Annotated in this window: 14 protein-coding genes; 12 read left to right on the plus strand and 2 right to left on the minus strand. The window is 44.2% G+C overall.

Translation table 11 applies throughout. The features are described from left to right. Nucleotides 1–624, plus strand: a complete 624-nt coding sequence (locus LEP1GSC194_RS19205; RefSeq protein ID WP_020775119.1) for a class I SAM-dependent methyltransferase — start codon at nucleotides 1–3, stop codon at nucleotides 622–624. Between the two features lie 386 nt (nucleotides 625–1,010). Here the strand turns inward: LEP1GSC194_RS19205 and LEP1GSC194_RS19215 are convergent, their stop codons facing one another. Beyond that, the gene (locus LEP1GSC194_RS19215) at nucleotides 1,011–1,199 is read right to left on the minus strand and encodes a hypothetical protein (protein WP_003001179.1); all 189 of its coding nucleotides are present in this window, start codon (nucleotides 1,197–1,199) and stop codon (nucleotides 1,011–1,013) included. Between the two features lie 2 nt (nucleotides 1,200–1,201). Then, the gene (carA, locus tag LEP1GSC194_RS19220) at nucleotides 1,202–2,293 is read right to left on the minus strand and encodes a glutamine-hydrolyzing carbamoyl-phosphate synthase small subunit (RefSeq protein ID WP_020775180.1); all 1,092 of its coding nucleotides are present in this window, start codon (nucleotides 2,291–2,293) and stop codon (nucleotides 1,202–1,204) included. Between the two features lie 133 nt (nucleotides 2,294–2,426). On the opposite strand from carA, the gene thrS reads away from it, so the two are divergent. The 11 genes from thrS (at nucleotide 2,427) to LEP1GSC194_RS19275 (ending at nucleotide 13,109) form a co-directional block, all read left to right on the plus strand. Further along, nucleotides 2,427–4,343, plus strand: a complete 1,917-nt coding sequence (gene thrS, locus LEP1GSC194_RS19225) for a threonine--tRNA ligase (protein WP_020775149.1) — start codon at nucleotides 2,427–2,429, stop codon at nucleotides 4,341–4,343. A 397-nt stretch (nucleotides 4,344–4,740) separates the two neighbouring features. Next, nucleotides 4,741–5,280, plus strand: a complete 540-nt coding sequence (gene infC / locus LEP1GSC194_RS19230; RefSeq protein WP_020775138.1) for a translation initiation factor IF-3 — start codon at nucleotides 4,741–4,743, stop codon at nucleotides 5,278–5,280. 30 nt (nucleotides 5,281–5,310) lie between these two features. After that, nucleotides 5,311–5,514 (plus strand): 50S ribosomal protein L35, encoded by a 204-nt coding sequence (rpmI, locus tag LEP1GSC194_RS19235; protein WP_002765180.1) that lies wholly within the window; start codon nucleotides 5,311–5,313, stop codon nucleotides 5,512–5,514. Then, nucleotides 5,514–5,867: a 50S ribosomal protein L20 gene (gene rplT, locus LEP1GSC194_RS19240; protein ID WP_017808627.1), complete on the plus strand. Its 354-nt coding sequence runs from the start codon at nucleotides 5,514–5,516 to the stop codon at nucleotides 5,865–5,867. Before rpmI ends, rplT begins: the two co-directional genes overlap by 1 nt. 85 nt (nucleotides 5,868–5,952) lie before the next feature. Next, on the plus strand, nucleotides 5,953–6,597 hold the full coding sequence (locus LEP1GSC194_RS19245) for a coiled-coil domain-containing protein (RefSeq protein WP_017808628.1): 645 nt from the start codon (nucleotides 5,953–5,955) through the stop codon (nucleotides 6,595–6,597). A 7-nt stretch (nucleotides 6,598–6,604) separates the two neighbouring features. Then, nucleotides 6,605–6,916 (plus strand): cell division protein ZapA, encoded by a 312-nt coding sequence (locus tag LEP1GSC194_RS19250; RefSeq protein ID WP_017808629.1) that lies wholly within the window; start codon nucleotides 6,605–6,607, stop codon nucleotides 6,914–6,916. Between the two features lie 42 nt (nucleotides 6,917–6,958). Continuing rightward, nucleotides 6,959–7,489: a 5-formyltetrahydrofolate cyclo-ligase gene (locus LEP1GSC194_RS19255; RefSeq protein WP_020775197.1), complete on the plus strand. Its 531-nt coding sequence runs from the start codon at nucleotides 6,959–6,961 to the stop codon at nucleotides 7,487–7,489. A 440-nt stretch (nucleotides 7,490–7,929) separates the two neighbouring features. Next, a complete protein-coding gene (locus tag LEP1GSC194_RS19260) occupies nucleotides 7,930–8,424 on the plus strand; it encodes a chemotaxis protein CheW (RefSeq protein ID WP_020775185.1) in 495 nt (164 codons plus the stop codon). Continuing rightward, entirely contained in the window at nucleotides 8,424–11,663 is a 3,240-nt protein-coding gene (locus LEP1GSC194_RS19265) for a chemotaxis protein CheW (protein ID WP_020775163.1), read from the plus strand. Before LEP1GSC194_RS19260 ends, LEP1GSC194_RS19265 begins: the two co-directional genes overlap by 1 nt. Before the next feature lie 5 nt (nucleotides 11,664–11,668). Beyond that, nucleotides 11,669–12,745 (plus strand): protein-glutamate methylesterase/protein-glutamine glutaminase, encoded by a 1,077-nt coding sequence (locus LEP1GSC194_RS19270; RefSeq protein ID WP_020775127.1) that lies wholly within the window; start codon nucleotides 11,669–11,671, stop codon nucleotides 12,743–12,745. Nucleotide 12,746: 1 nt separating this feature from the next. Beyond that, nucleotides 12,747–13,109, plus strand: a complete 363-nt coding sequence (locus LEP1GSC194_RS19275) for a response regulator (RefSeq protein ID WP_002632024.1) — start codon at nucleotides 12,747–12,749, stop codon at nucleotides 13,107–13,109. Nucleotides 13,110–13,120: the final 11 nt, after the last annotated feature.

The raw sequence follows: 13,120 nt of genomic DNA on the forward strand, positions 1-13,120 counted from the left end.
ATGAATGAATCTTGGATTGACAGATGGAACGATAGATATAGTAAAGATGAGTTTGCTTATGGTGAAAAACCTAACGACTATTTAAAAGAACAATTAGAGAAATTGAATGTTGGAAGAATACTTTTTCCGGCGGAAGGCGAAGGACGTAATGCGGTTTTTGCGGCTAAACTTGGTTGGACGGTTTCGGCGTTTGACATCAGCGTCGAGGGGAAAAAGAAAGCCTTCCGGCTTGCAGAACTTAATAAAGTGACAATCGACTATCAAGTTGGCGAATTGCAGGCGTTGAATTATAACGCCGAACAATTTGACGCTATTGCGCTAATTTATGCGCACTTCCCGGCGGATATTAAATCGTCATACCATAAAACATTGGATGGATATTTACGAAAGAACGGATTCGTTATCTTTGAAGCGTTTAGTAAAAGACACATCGACTACGTCACTAAAAACGAAAAAGTCGGCGGACCGAAAGAGATCGCGATGTTATTCTCAATGGACGAGTTAAAAACGGACTTTGCGAATTATGAAATTATAGAGTTAGTAGAAAAGGAAATTGAATTGAGCGAAGGTCTGTTCCATAACGGAAAAGGTTCAGTAATCAGATTTGTCGGACGAAAAAAATAAGATACGCGACTTTGTCGTCGTAGTTTGCAAGACGTTTTGCTAAGGTTGTCTCGTTCCCGGTTTTGCAAAGTGATTCAACGGCACATACGAACAATAGAGTTGCCCGAAAAATTAATTTTCCATCCGTTTCTGTTTCATTAAAATTGACGGTTGAAGCAGTTTTGTTAAACTCCACTACGGAATTTTTCAACAACTCTATTTTACGCTTTTTAACATTATGCATCACGAATATCCGGAACAATTCCTAAAGGAAGCTTTTAGAGTATTGGAACCGTGAGCGTAAAGGAGTGTTTTTTGCGCTCGTCCTAAGGGATGTTTGTAATCCTTAGAACGAGTCGTAACGATCGAAGCAAAAAATTTACTTCTTCGGAAGTCGATTGTTCGTCTTAAAGAAGCCCGGTTTTCCTCGCGATCGCGTAGAAGTTTACACCGTAGCCGAGACCGAGAAAATTTTTAGGGGGAAAAAGATCGTCGGTTTCCGGATTCCAAACGTCTTTAACGAGAGCCTCTACGGAAAAATCTTTTCCAACGGGTAATCCCAAAATTCTATCGGGAAGTTGCGGAAATTCAGTCATGTTCATTCACCTCTTTTTGTTTTTTCAACGAGATCGTAAAATTTTTGAAATAGATAACGGGAATCATTCGGCCCGGGAGCGCTTTCGGGATGATACTGAACGGTCAATAAAGGATAACCGGATTTTAAAATTCCTTCCACGCTGTTGTCGTTTAAGTTGATAAAAGAAACGGGCTCATCCTGCTTATGATCGTCGATCACCGCAAAACCGTGATTTTGCGAAGTGATTTCCACCTGACCGGTTTGCAGATTTTTTACGGGTTGATTTCCGCCTCGATGACCGAATTTCATCTTCTCCGTTTTTTTTCCTAAAGTAAGCCCGATGATTTGATGACCGAGGCAGATCCCGAAAAGCGGATATCCTTTTTCCATAATTTTTCGGGTCGCGGCGATTGCGTAGTTTAAAGGCGCCGGATCGCCGGGGCCGTTGGAAAGGAAGAACGCGTCGATTCCTTCTTTCATGATTTCCTCTGCGGGAGTTTCAGCCGGATAAACCGTAACCGCAAAACCGGTCGCATCCAAAAGACGGAGTATGTTGGTCTTCACACCGTAGTCGTAGACGGCGAGTTTGTATTTTTTACCGGTATGAGTTCCGAAGATATATTTTGAATTCGTAGTTACCACTTTCGCAAGGTCGGAATTAACGATTCCCGGAAAGGATTTTACCTTCTCCAAAAACGAAGGAGAATAATCCGGAGCCACGAAGATTCCTCCGTTCGGAGAACCGTTCGTGCGGATAAACCGAGTCAGTTTGCGCGTGTCGATTCCCTGGATCGCGGGAATCTTATATTCTTTTAAAAATTGAGATAGGGTTTTTTCGGATTTGAAGTTGGAAGGCCGGTCCACATATTCTTTAACGATCAAACCGCTCGCTTGAATTTTGGAAGATTCCATATTGTCCGGATGGATCCCATAGTTCCCGATCATCGGGTAAGTCAGTGTAATGATCTGATTGCAATAGGAAGGATCCGTTAGGATTTCTTGATAACCCGCCATGGAAGTATTGAAAACGACTTCTCCGACGGATTCAGTTTCATAGCCGAAGGATTTTCCCTCTAAGATCGTGCCGTTATCGAAAACTAAAAACGCTTTCATCTTTTACAAACTGGATGAGGTGGTGACTAGAGTCAACACAGGTTTTTCTCCCATAAATGCAAATCGATTGAAAAATATGTCCGATTTTTGCGAATGGAAAGCGGAAATCCCAATTTAGTTCCTGGAAAAGAATATGTATAAGCTGACTCTGCCGGACAAATCAGTAAAGGAAGTCGCACAAGGTTCTACCTATCGCGACTTTATCGAAAAAGAATTGCCGTTCTTAAAAAACAAGGCTCTTGCCGTAAGACTCAACGGCAAGGATATCCAGGACTTATCCCGAACGGTGGAGACGGATGCAATTATAGAAATATTGACCTATTCCGAAAAAGAAGGTAGGGAGACGTTTCAACATTCCGCGGCTCACTTGCTCGGAATGGCGGTTCAGAATTTATATAAAAACGCAAATCTCACCGTAGGTCCCGTGATCGATAACGGACCGGGATTTTTTTATTACGACATCGACTTTGCCGAAACCGTGATCACTCCGGACGATTTTCCAAAGATCGAAGCGGAGATGGAAAAGATCGTAAAAGCCGATTACGAGGTTTGGAGAAAGGTCGTATCTAAAAAAGAAGCGATTTCAACGTTCCAAAAACTCGGAGAAAAGTATAAGATCGAAATCATAGACGGAATTCCGGGCGAAGAGGTTTCCATCTACGGAATGGGAGAATGGTTCGATCTTTGTAGAGGACCGCACGTTCCGAATTCGGGAATATTAAAATCTTTTAAACTAACCGCTATCTCCGGCGCGTATTGGAAAGCGAACAAAGACAATGCGATGCTCACGCGCATCTACGGAGTCGCGTTTCCGACAAAAAAAGAATTGGATCAATATCTTTTTCAAATCGAAGAAGCGAAGAAAAGAGATCATAGAAAGATCGGAAAAGAAATGGATCTGTTTTCCTTTCAAAAGGAAGGCCCCGGATTTCCGTTTTGGCATCCGAAAGGAACGATTCTTTGGAACTCACTCGCGGATTATCTTAGATCGGAATGTAACAGAAGAGGATATCAGGAAATCAAAACCCCCGCCGTTCTTTCCTCCGAACTCTGGAAAAAATCAGGGCACTGGGACAACTTTCACGAGAACATGTATTTCACGGACATCGACGAAGAGGATTACGCACTCAAACCGATGAACTGTCCGGGATGTTCCTTGATCTACAAACATCATCTGCATTCGTATCGGGAACTTCCGTTGCGGTTTGCGGAATTCGGAAGCGTGCATCGTCACGAGTTGCACGGGGTTCTTCACGGACTTTTTCGCGTAAGGGCGTTTACGCAGGACGATTCTCATATCTACGCTCCTTTGGATCATTTGGAATCCGAGGTGATGGATATCATCGACTTTACGTTTACTGTATATAAGAAATTTGGATTTAACGAATTCAAAACCTTTATCGCGACCCGTCCCGAAAAATCGCAAGGACGAGACGAGGACTGGGAATTTGCCACCAACACTTTAAAACTTTCCCTTGAGAAAAAAGGAATTCCGTACGGAATCAAAGAAGGCGAAGGAGCGTTCTACGGACCGAAGATAGAATTCAACATTCAGGATTCGATCGGTAGGCTCTGGCAGTGTGGGACGATCCAAGTGGATTTTTCTATGCCCGAACGTTTTGATTTGGATTATACGGACAGCGACGGTCAGAAAAAAAGACCGGTTATGATTCACAGGGCGATCTACGGTTCTTTGGAGCGATTCATCGGAATTCTAATCGAACACTACGAAGGAAAATTTCCTCTTTGGATTTCTCCCAACCAGATAAGAATTTTGACCGTAACCGAGAAGGTAACCGATTATGCAAAAGTCGTCTATCGGGAGTTAGTCGACGCGGGCTTTCGAGTGGAATTGGATACTCGAAACGAAAAGATCGGAGCGAAAATCAGGGATTCTATTTTGAAAAAGACGAATTATCTTTTGATATTGGGTGAAAAAGAAATGGAATCCGGAACGATCGCGGTGAGGATGCGAGGCCAGGAAGACACAAAGACATTAACCCGAACCGGATTCATATCCAATCTTCAGGAAGAAATCAAAGCGGGTTAGCCGGTCTTTGGTCCGACAAACAACGATTCCAGTCTGGGAACGCTCGCGTTTTAGTGGATAGTCAGTCCCACGCCGTTTCCACAGGCTGCAAAATAAAGAAACGTAAATTAAGCGAGGAAGGTTATCGAATGAGGCTTGTCCGGAGTTCACCCTAATTGTTTCTTAGGAGGGATCAGAGCTCAGATGTCAGACAAGGAGGATGACCACGTCGACCTGGATTGTAAAGTCCTAACTCCTATTCACTAATTCGTAACGAACTAAAACGTGGGAACTCCCACAAGAAGCCGAAAACCTGAAATTCGACTTGAAATAAAAGACCGATTCCGCCGGAATAGAGTCAAAAATCGCTTGAAAACACACTTAAGAATAAAATCTTGGAAATCTAGCCGGAGAATGAATGCAGAGGAAACCGAGTCAAAAATCAGCAACGGATAAGCTTTTTAATCATAGGATCAATGAGAAAATCACGGGCGTTTCCAGAGTTCGCCTCGTTTCAGACGACGGAGTGGCGATCGTACCCTTTGAAGAAGCGCTGAGAAAAGCAAGAGAAGAAAATCTAGATCTCGTGGAAGTATCGGGCGATCAGGAACTTCATGTTTGCAAGATTATCGACTACGGAAAATACAAGTTCGAGCTGCTCAAAAAGAGCAAAGAAGCAAAGAAGAAACAACACGTAATCAACGTTAAAGAAATTAAGATTCGACCTCGAATTGAAAGTCACGATTACGAAATTAAAAAGAAACACGCACAGGAGTTTCTCGGGAAAGGAGACAAAGTAAAAGTAAGTCTCCGGTTCCGCGGCAGGGAAATGATGCATTCGGATCTCGGTATGAAAGTCGTTTATAGAATGGTTGAAGACCTGAAAGAATACGGATCGGCGGAAAGAGATCCGATTCAAGACGGGAAGCAAATCGTAGTAATTATTAATCCGAAATAATTTCCGGAAAGGACCTAAAAGGTAGATAAGATGCCAAAGTTGAAAACGAACAGAGCCGCTGCAAAGCGTTTTAAGTTCACAAAGAACAACAAAATCAAACGTAAGAGTATGAATACCCGTCACATCTTGACCAAAAAGGGACCGAAAAGAAGAAGACGTCTTCGCGGTTTGACCCTGGTCAATAATTCTGATTGGAAATCCATCGTCAGATTAATGCCTTATGGAGTACGATAATGCCGAGAGCGGTCAACGGAACAATCCACAAAAATAGAAGAAGAAGAGTCCTAAAAGACGCAAAAGGATTCCGCGGAGCCCGTTCTAAACTTTACAGAACGGCAAAAAGCGCGGTGATGAAAGCGGGGCAATGGGCTTACCGCGATCGTAGAGCGAAAAAAAGAGATTTTCGTAAACTTTGGATCATTAGAATTAACGCAGCCGCAAGGGAAAATGGTTTGTCTTATTCCGTATTTATGAATTCTCTAAAAAAATTGGGAATCAATATGGATCGTAAATCCCTGGCAGAGCTGGCTTTCAGCGATCGGGAAGTGTTTAACGCTTTGGTTGAAAAAATCAAAGTAGCGGGATAAACATCCGGCCTGACCAAAATCGACAGCTCTGTACATACAGGGCTGTTTTTCGTTTTTCGAGAATGTTTTTAAGGGAGAATCAGATATGCTCACGATGGAGACCATTGAGGAATTAGAAAGCAAGGTCGTAAAAGCCCTCGAACTCATCGCCGATCTTCGCGCTGAAAATGGTCGCTTAGAATCCGAAAACGAAACTCTCCGAGCGGAAAACGACCAGATGAAACTGGCGATGGAAGAGAAGGAAAAAGAACTTTCTTCTCTACGCGATCAACTGCAAAAAACCACGGACGAACTGAACGAACTCAAAGAAAGAGAACGGAAACTCGAAGGGAAAATCAATCAGCTTCTCGGAAGATTGGATTCTCTTCCCGTAAGCGGAGGATCCACTGCGTCTTCTGCTTCTGCATCCTCTCCTTCCGGCCCGGCTGTTGCCGCCGCAGCGACGGCGTCTAACGTTGTCAAAGAAAGCGCTTCTGCCGAAGACGAATTCGGCGAAGACGATGAGATCATTCTTCTTGACGAAGAAGACGACGATATCTCGCTAATTACGGAAATTCCTGAAAAAGACGAAGACATCATCGAAATTTCAGATGAAAACGAAGCTGCGGAAGATTTGGCCATAGACGACGATGACGATATTATCATCGATGACGACGAGGACTCAATTAGCGTATTCGACGCCGATGAAGACGATGATTTCCTAATCATCGAGGACGATCCTAAATCTTAAATTTCAGATGGATCTCCGCAGGGTAAAAGTCCGAATCCTCGGAGAGGAATATACGATCCTCAGCGAAGCGGGGGATGACTACATTTATTCTCTGGCGGAAGACGTGGATCGCAAACTCAGAGAGCTTGGAGTCGGAATGCCCGGCGCTTCCAGGCAAAAACTTGCCATCTTAGCCGCGCTCAACTTTGCGGACGAACTGCAACAAGCGAAAGAAATCAAAAACGAACCGTCGCCCGTTCCTATGGGAACCGGAGAAATCGAAGAAAAAACCCGCAAGCTAATTACGATGTTGGAAGAAGGAATCATCGGAGAACTTTGATTTTTTCTTTGGTTTAAAATTAGATCCCCTTAGTAATCCTCGTTGAAACTTCAGTCTAGAAACGCACTCAGAACTCTGCTTACCCTTTTAGAAGAAAGGGAGAAAAAAGACCTCGCTATTCTCGAATTTTTAAAAGAAATCACGATCGGCGCACAAAAGATTATCGCATACTCTCCCGATAAATGGGAAGTAAAGATCGATCCAAAAGTTTTGGGTTGGACCGATTCCGGAAAGGAAATTTATTTCCCGAAGATCGTAGATCGAAAATTGGAGTTTATTCTTCCGAAAGCCTGGGAAGAGGGTCCGTTTGGGATTTGGGAGCCTAAGGGAACAAAAGCCTTGAATTTTCACGACGCGGAATGGATTGTCGTGCCTGCTTTGGGTTACGACGAGTTCGGTTACCGTCTCGGACGCGGAGGAGGTTTTTATGACAGAACTCTTTCCGAAGCGGATCCGACTCGATTGATCGGACTTACTTATGAGGAACTCTTTCCTGCTAGCTTTCCAAAGGAAAAGCACGATATAAGGGTAGGCCGAATCATTACGGAGAAAAAAAATTATCGAATCGTCTGAAAAAACGTTAAAATACTGTCTATTTGAAATATCGAGCGATCTTAGTGCACGCTTCGTCGGAATTGTTACGCCGAGTTCAGAGCGGATCCTAAAGTTGTAAGTCTTATAAACTCAATGTTTCGTTCCTAAATTCAAACACAACCTATTAAGGATCGTGTGATAGAATTTGCCACGGGGTTATTCGGTAAATGTATGGGCGCGAGATCCGTAAAAGGGATTGGAGGCCGATACAAAACCGTCGATTTTATTTCGGAATACTTTCGCGGCCATTGACGTTAGTATGTAACTTTGATCGGATCGAAAAAAAGGTTTCTCTTTGGAAAAGTGCGAGAATTTTTAGATTTAGGAATTTCTTTCTTTCTATTGTTCTTGAAAAACAAATTACAATCTGTTCTATAGATTGATCCCGGATTTTTATGGAGCACCGTTAGGTAATAATCATGGCCTCATTCGATAATCGACAATACCTTGAATCCCTGGAAGCGGATAAAATTACGGAGTCTCAGAAGGAATATTTAACTTTCAACGTGAACGAGGAAATTTTCGGAATCGACATCCTGAAAATCCACGAAATTCTCAAACCCGTTCCGATTACAAGAATCCCGAACGGAGACGATTATATTTTAGGAGTCATTAATCTCAGAGGAGAGATCATTCCGATACTAGATCTGAAGCAGGTTTTCGGAATCGGTTATAGCGATATCATTCCTTCTACGAGGATTATCGTCGTTGTACACGACGATAAACGCGCGGGAATTCTCGTAGATACGGTAAGACAAGTGATAAAAATTCAATTCGACAAAATCAGTAAAGCGACCGACGATCTCACTCTTAACTATAGTTCTCTGATAGAATCGGTCAGCCAAGCGGACGAAACGTTGATACTCAATTTAAACTTATCCGTCCTGATCAACTTTGAACAGGAGGTATTCTAATGGCCGGAATTCTCGGAGAATATACCGACCTCTTCTTGGAAGAATCGGAAGATCAAATCGAGGAGTTAAACGCCAATCTCCTCAGACTCGAAACCGATCATAAAAATCTTTCGATCATCAACGACATCTTTCGCGCGGCGCATTCCTTAAAAAGTTCCGCCGCTTTCGTTGGCTTATATAATCTTTCCGATCTCGCTCATAAAATGGAGAATCTGCTTCAGTTGACGAGGGACGGTAAACTCGACGTTAAACTTCCTTTAGTCAATCTTCTCTTTCAATGTTTCGATCTTATCAAATACGTGATTCGAAACGTGGGCGAAGGAAAAAAAATCGATACTCCGTTTACGGAGATGATCCAAAAACTGGATGTTTACGAAAAAGATCCTTCCTCTTTTTCCGGCGCTGCCGCTTCCTCGCCTGCAACTCCCTCCTCGGCCCCTGCGACAAAATCGGAGGAAGCCGCACCCAAAACGGCTCCCGCAACTGCAACGCCAGCTCCCGCGACAAAACCGGCACAAACTCCGTCTCGACCGAACGGATTGGAAATTCGTCTCGAAGCGGAAGAAGTCAAAGAACTCGAAGATGAAATCCGTAAGTCGGGCCGGTGTTGGAAAATTTCGGTGACTCTTGGAAAGGATTCTCCGATGAAAGGACTTCGTTTTTCCTTAATTCTTCAAAACCTGAAGAATTTAGGGATCGTGTTTAAGTCCGTTCCGGATTTGGACGAATTGGAAAAAGGCGTGGATGCGACTTCCATCGCTTTGTTATTTGTTTCCTCCGAGTCTTTCGAACAAATCCGCACCGCGGCTAACGTGGATATGGTGGAGTCCTTGGACGTTCAGGAATACGTTCCCGTCGTTCACGAAACGGTCGCCGAGAATTTCAAGATCGAAGACGATATGACGGCGTCGGAGTCCAGGGTTACATTAAAAAGTATTAAAGTATCTTCCGATAAACTGGATCAGTTGATGAACAACGTGGGGGAACTCATCATCACGAACTCAGGCTTTCAAAGAATTTACGACGACCTCGTTCGAATTTTCGGAGAGGATCAGCTGTTTAACGATCTCAAATCCAGAATCGATCTCATCAATCGAATTTCCAAAGAACTTCAATCCGGAATCATGAATATCCGGATGGTACAAATTTCGACCGTGTTCCGAAGATTTTCCAGACTCGTGAGAGATCTTTCCTTGGAAACCGGCAAAAAGGTGAATCTGGTTCTTTTGGGAGAATCCACCGAACTCGATAAAAAAGTCATAGACGCGTTAGGCGAACCTCTGCTTCATCTCATTCGCAACTCCGTGGATCATGGAATTGAAACCCCGGCGGAAAGGTTGAGCGCCGGAAAACCGGAAACCGGAACTTTGGAACTGAATTCTTATCAAGGCGGAAGTAATATCATGGTTGAGATCCGCGACGACGGACGCGGTCTGGACTCCGAGAAAATTCTGAATAAGGCGATCGAAAAAGGTCTCGTGAACGCAACCGAGGCGTCCAATCTTTCCGAGCAGGAAATTTTTCAATTCATCTTTCAGGCCGGATTTTCCACCGCGGAAAAAATCACCGATATTTCCGGCCGCGGCGTTGGGATGAACGTCGTAAACAATCTGATCCAGGAATTCAAAGGTAAGATCATCATCAACAGCGCCAAAGGACAGGGAACTTCTTTTATCCTTTCTTTTCCTCAAGCTCTTGCGATCATTCCTTCCATTCTGGTTCTTATGGAAGAAGAAGTGTACGCATTTCCTCTTTCCGAGGTCAACGAGACGATTAAAATTCACAACGATCAGATCACGACTCTGGAAGGAAACGAGATCATCAATCTCCGAGGCGAGGTGCTTCCGATCTACAGACTCAACCGAATCATCGGTCTTCAGGATAAAACGGATAGGGATGAATTTCCGGTCGTTATCGTTCAATACAAAGGTCGTAAGATCGGATTTATGGTCGATGAACTCGTGGGCAAACACGAGACGGTGATCAAATCTTTGGAAAAGAACTTCAAAAACATACGAGGTCTTACCGGAGCTTCCATTATGGGAGACGGAACCATCATCATGGTTTTGGATATCCCAGGCATTGTGGAAATCGCCTCCGAACTCGAGGACACCGTCGTACACTATCATCTCGAAACGATGAAAAGAATCGGCTCCATCCATTCCGCAGAGAGGGAAGAAGAACTCTATATTCAAAAAACGACGAATCCTACGAACGTCTACAACTACAAGCTGCACGACATCACGAATCGGGAACGTCTCAAAAAGAAAAAGGTCGATAGGACTCGCGATACGAAACGAATCGTCGTGGAAAAAGAAGAGGTTTTCCGAGAGGAAAAAGAATTGGCCGCGGCCGTAGCCCTGGAGATGAAAACTCCCAAGGAAATTCAAATTCCGGAGTCTACGGAGCCGAAAACTCAGGATCCGCAAATTACGAACCTTCCGCCTTCGACTACTTCGTATTCTTCCGAACCTCCTTCCGGTCCGAAAAAACCGTTCGTATCTTCCGAAGAGGAATACCGTTCTCATATTACGGATATTGCATTGGATCAAAGCGCGAGCGAAGAGGAACAAAAACGCGCCAAAGCGATCATAGACAGTTTTTTAACTCAAAAGAAAGAACGTACGATGTCGGTCGCTCCTTCCAAGGATTTTAAAGGGGCGTTGTCCAAAGAGGAACTCAAAAAACTGGAGAACGTAGTCAACACCGGTATGATGAACGCCGGTATGGTTCTTTCCCAACTTTTGAAAAAGAACATCGATCTTTTTATTCCGGAAATCATCATGAACGACCGAGACGGTCTTGCGGAAGAAATTCGTTTTTCCGAAAATCATTTTTACGGTTTAAGGATCCGAATGAACGGGGATTTGAACGGAAACCTTTTGATGATGTTCTCCCGTGAGAACGCGGCCAATCTCGCCAAGGAACTTCTGGGTTCGGAAGCATCTCCCGGTGAAAAATTGACGGAAGACGCCAAATCGGTGTTAAGCGAGATTTCCAACATCGTTTGTTCTTCGGTGATGAACTCGATATCCAATAAGGCGAAGGCAAGTGTAACACCTTCCGTTCCCGAATTTTTGGAAGGAACTTTCATGCAGGTGTTGGACGTCGTCAAACCGGAGCGTACCAAGTTTTTAAGTATGCTGACGGAATTCAATCACGAGGGAAACGATCTCTTAGGGGTGTTATTATTCCTTCCGGATTTTGACGAATTACTCCAACTGATTCCGAGGTTTTGATTTCGATGGTTCCCAATCCGGTTCGAGCCGTTATTATCGATGATTCTCTATTAGTCAGAAATATCATATCCGATCAGATCCAAAAAGATTCCAATATTCAAGTGATTGCGACGGGTAAAACCGGGATGGATTGTATCGATCTCGCACAAAAGATGAACCCCGACGTGATCATTCTCGACGTGGAAATGCCGGTTATGGACGGTCTTACCGCGCTTCACGAACTTCAAAAAAAGAAGCTTGGAATTCCGGTTATCATGCTTTCGGTGCTCACTCAGAACGGCGCCGAAGCGACCTTCAAAGCCCTGGAATACGGAGCCATCGATTTCGTACCCAAACCTTCCAGTGTGTTTCAATTTGATCCGGAAGAAATCGGAAACATTTTAAAATTCAAAATTCTCGCGTACTTTGAAAGTCGAATTCGAATTCCTTCCCGAGACCTTTTAAAAAAAGTTCCCGTTCATTCCAAGGTTCCTGCGGGAGATACGCATATAAAAAAATCTCCGATTCAGGCGATTTGTATCGGCACTTCCACCGGCGGTCCACGAGCGCTTCAGGAGGTATTCTCCAGAATTCCCGAGGACATTTCCCTACCTATTTTTGTAGTACAACATATGCCCGCGGGTTTTACTAAGGCCTTTGCGATGCGGCTTAACGATCACGCGAAAATCAAAGTTAAGGAAGCCGAAGACGGCGAGCCGATCGAACCGAACACGGGTTATGTGGCTCCGGGTGACGCGCATTTGTTCATTCAATCCCGAGGTGGGAGGAAATGGATTGCCCTGAACAGGGAAGCCCCTGTAAATGGACACAGACCTTCCATTGAAGTTCTCCTAAACAGCGCGGTTGAAGAATATAAGAGCGGAATGATCGGCGTAATTATGACCGGCATGGGCAAGGACGGTTCGGCGGCCATGGTAAAAGTTAAAGAAGTCGGCGGATCTACCATCGCACAGGACGAACAAACTTCCGTAATTTATGGAATGAACCGTCAGGCAGTTGAAATGGGAGGCGTCGAATATATCGAGCCTGTCACTGAAATCATCAATAGGATCCAAATCATTTTGAAAGAGAGAGGAATTTAATATGGCCAGAATTCTCGTTGTGGATGATGCCAAATTTATGAGAACCATGGTAAAAGACGCCCTTACCCAAACCGGTCACGAGATCGTGGGAGAAGCGGAAAACGGAAATATAGCAATAGAGCAATACAAATCTCTGAAACCGGATCTGGTCACGATGGACATTACCATGCGTGAAAAGGACGGAATCGAAGCCGCTCAGGAAATATTTAAGTTGGACGCGAAGGCGAGAATCATCATGGTAACGGCGCTCGGACAGGAAGACCTGCTCGCAAAAGCGATCAAAATGGGAGTGAAGGATTTTGTCGTAAAACCGTTTTCTCCGGAAAGACTTCAACAAGCGGCGGACAAAGCCCTCAATTCGTAAGGTAGATTTCT

The sequence above is a fragment of the Leptospira alstonii serovar Sichuan str. 79601 genome (assembly GCF_000347175.1).
Taxonomy (GTDB): domain Bacteria; phylum Spirochaetota; class Leptospiria; order Leptospirales; family Leptospiraceae; genus Leptospira; species Leptospira alstonii.

Coding starts and splice junctions, on each gene's coding strand:
- LEP1GSC194_RS19205 (WP_020775119.1), top strand. CDS start 1: ATGAATGAATCTTGGATTGACAGATGGAACGATAGATATAGTAAAGAT.
- LEP1GSC194_RS19215 (WP_003001179.1), bottom strand. CDS start 1,199: ATGACTGAATTTCCGCAACTTCCCGATAGAATTTTGGGATTACCCGTT.
- carA (WP_020775180.1), bottom strand. CDS start 2,293: ATGAAAGCGTTTTTAGTTTTCGATAACGGCACGATCTTAGAGGGAAAA.
- thrS (WP_020775149.1), top strand. CDS start 2,427: ATGTATAAGCTGACTCTGCCGGACAAATCAGTAAAGGAAGTCGCACAA.
- infC (WP_020775138.1), top strand. CDS start 4,741: ATGCAGAGGAAACCGAGTCAAAAATCAGCAACGGATAAGCTTTTTAAT.
- rpmI (WP_002765180.1), top strand. CDS start 5,311: ATGCCAAAGTTGAAAACGAACAGAGCCGCTGCAAAGCGTTTTAAGTTC.
- rplT (WP_017808627.1), top strand. CDS start 5,514: ATGCCGAGAGCGGTCAACGGAACAATCCACAAAAATAGAAGAAGAAGA.
- LEP1GSC194_RS19245 (WP_017808628.1), top strand. CDS start 5,953: ATGCTCACGATGGAGACCATTGAGGAATTAGAAAGCAAGGTCGTAAAA.
- LEP1GSC194_RS19250 (WP_017808629.1), top strand. CDS start 6,605: ATGGATCTCCGCAGGGTAAAAGTCCGAATCCTCGGAGAGGAATATACG.
- LEP1GSC194_RS19260 (WP_020775185.1), top strand. CDS start 7,930: ATGGCCTCATTCGATAATCGACAATACCTTGAATCCCTGGAAGCGGAT.
- LEP1GSC194_RS19265 (WP_020775163.1), top strand. CDS start 8,424: ATGGCCGGAATTCTCGGAGAATATACCGACCTCTTCTTGGAAGAATCG.
- LEP1GSC194_RS19270 (WP_020775127.1), top strand. CDS start 11,669: ATGGTTCCCAATCCGGTTCGAGCCGTTATTATCGATGATTCTCTATTA.
- LEP1GSC194_RS19275 (WP_002632024.1), top strand. CDS start 12,747: ATGGCCAGAATTCTCGTTGTGGATGATGCCAAATTTATGAGAACCATG.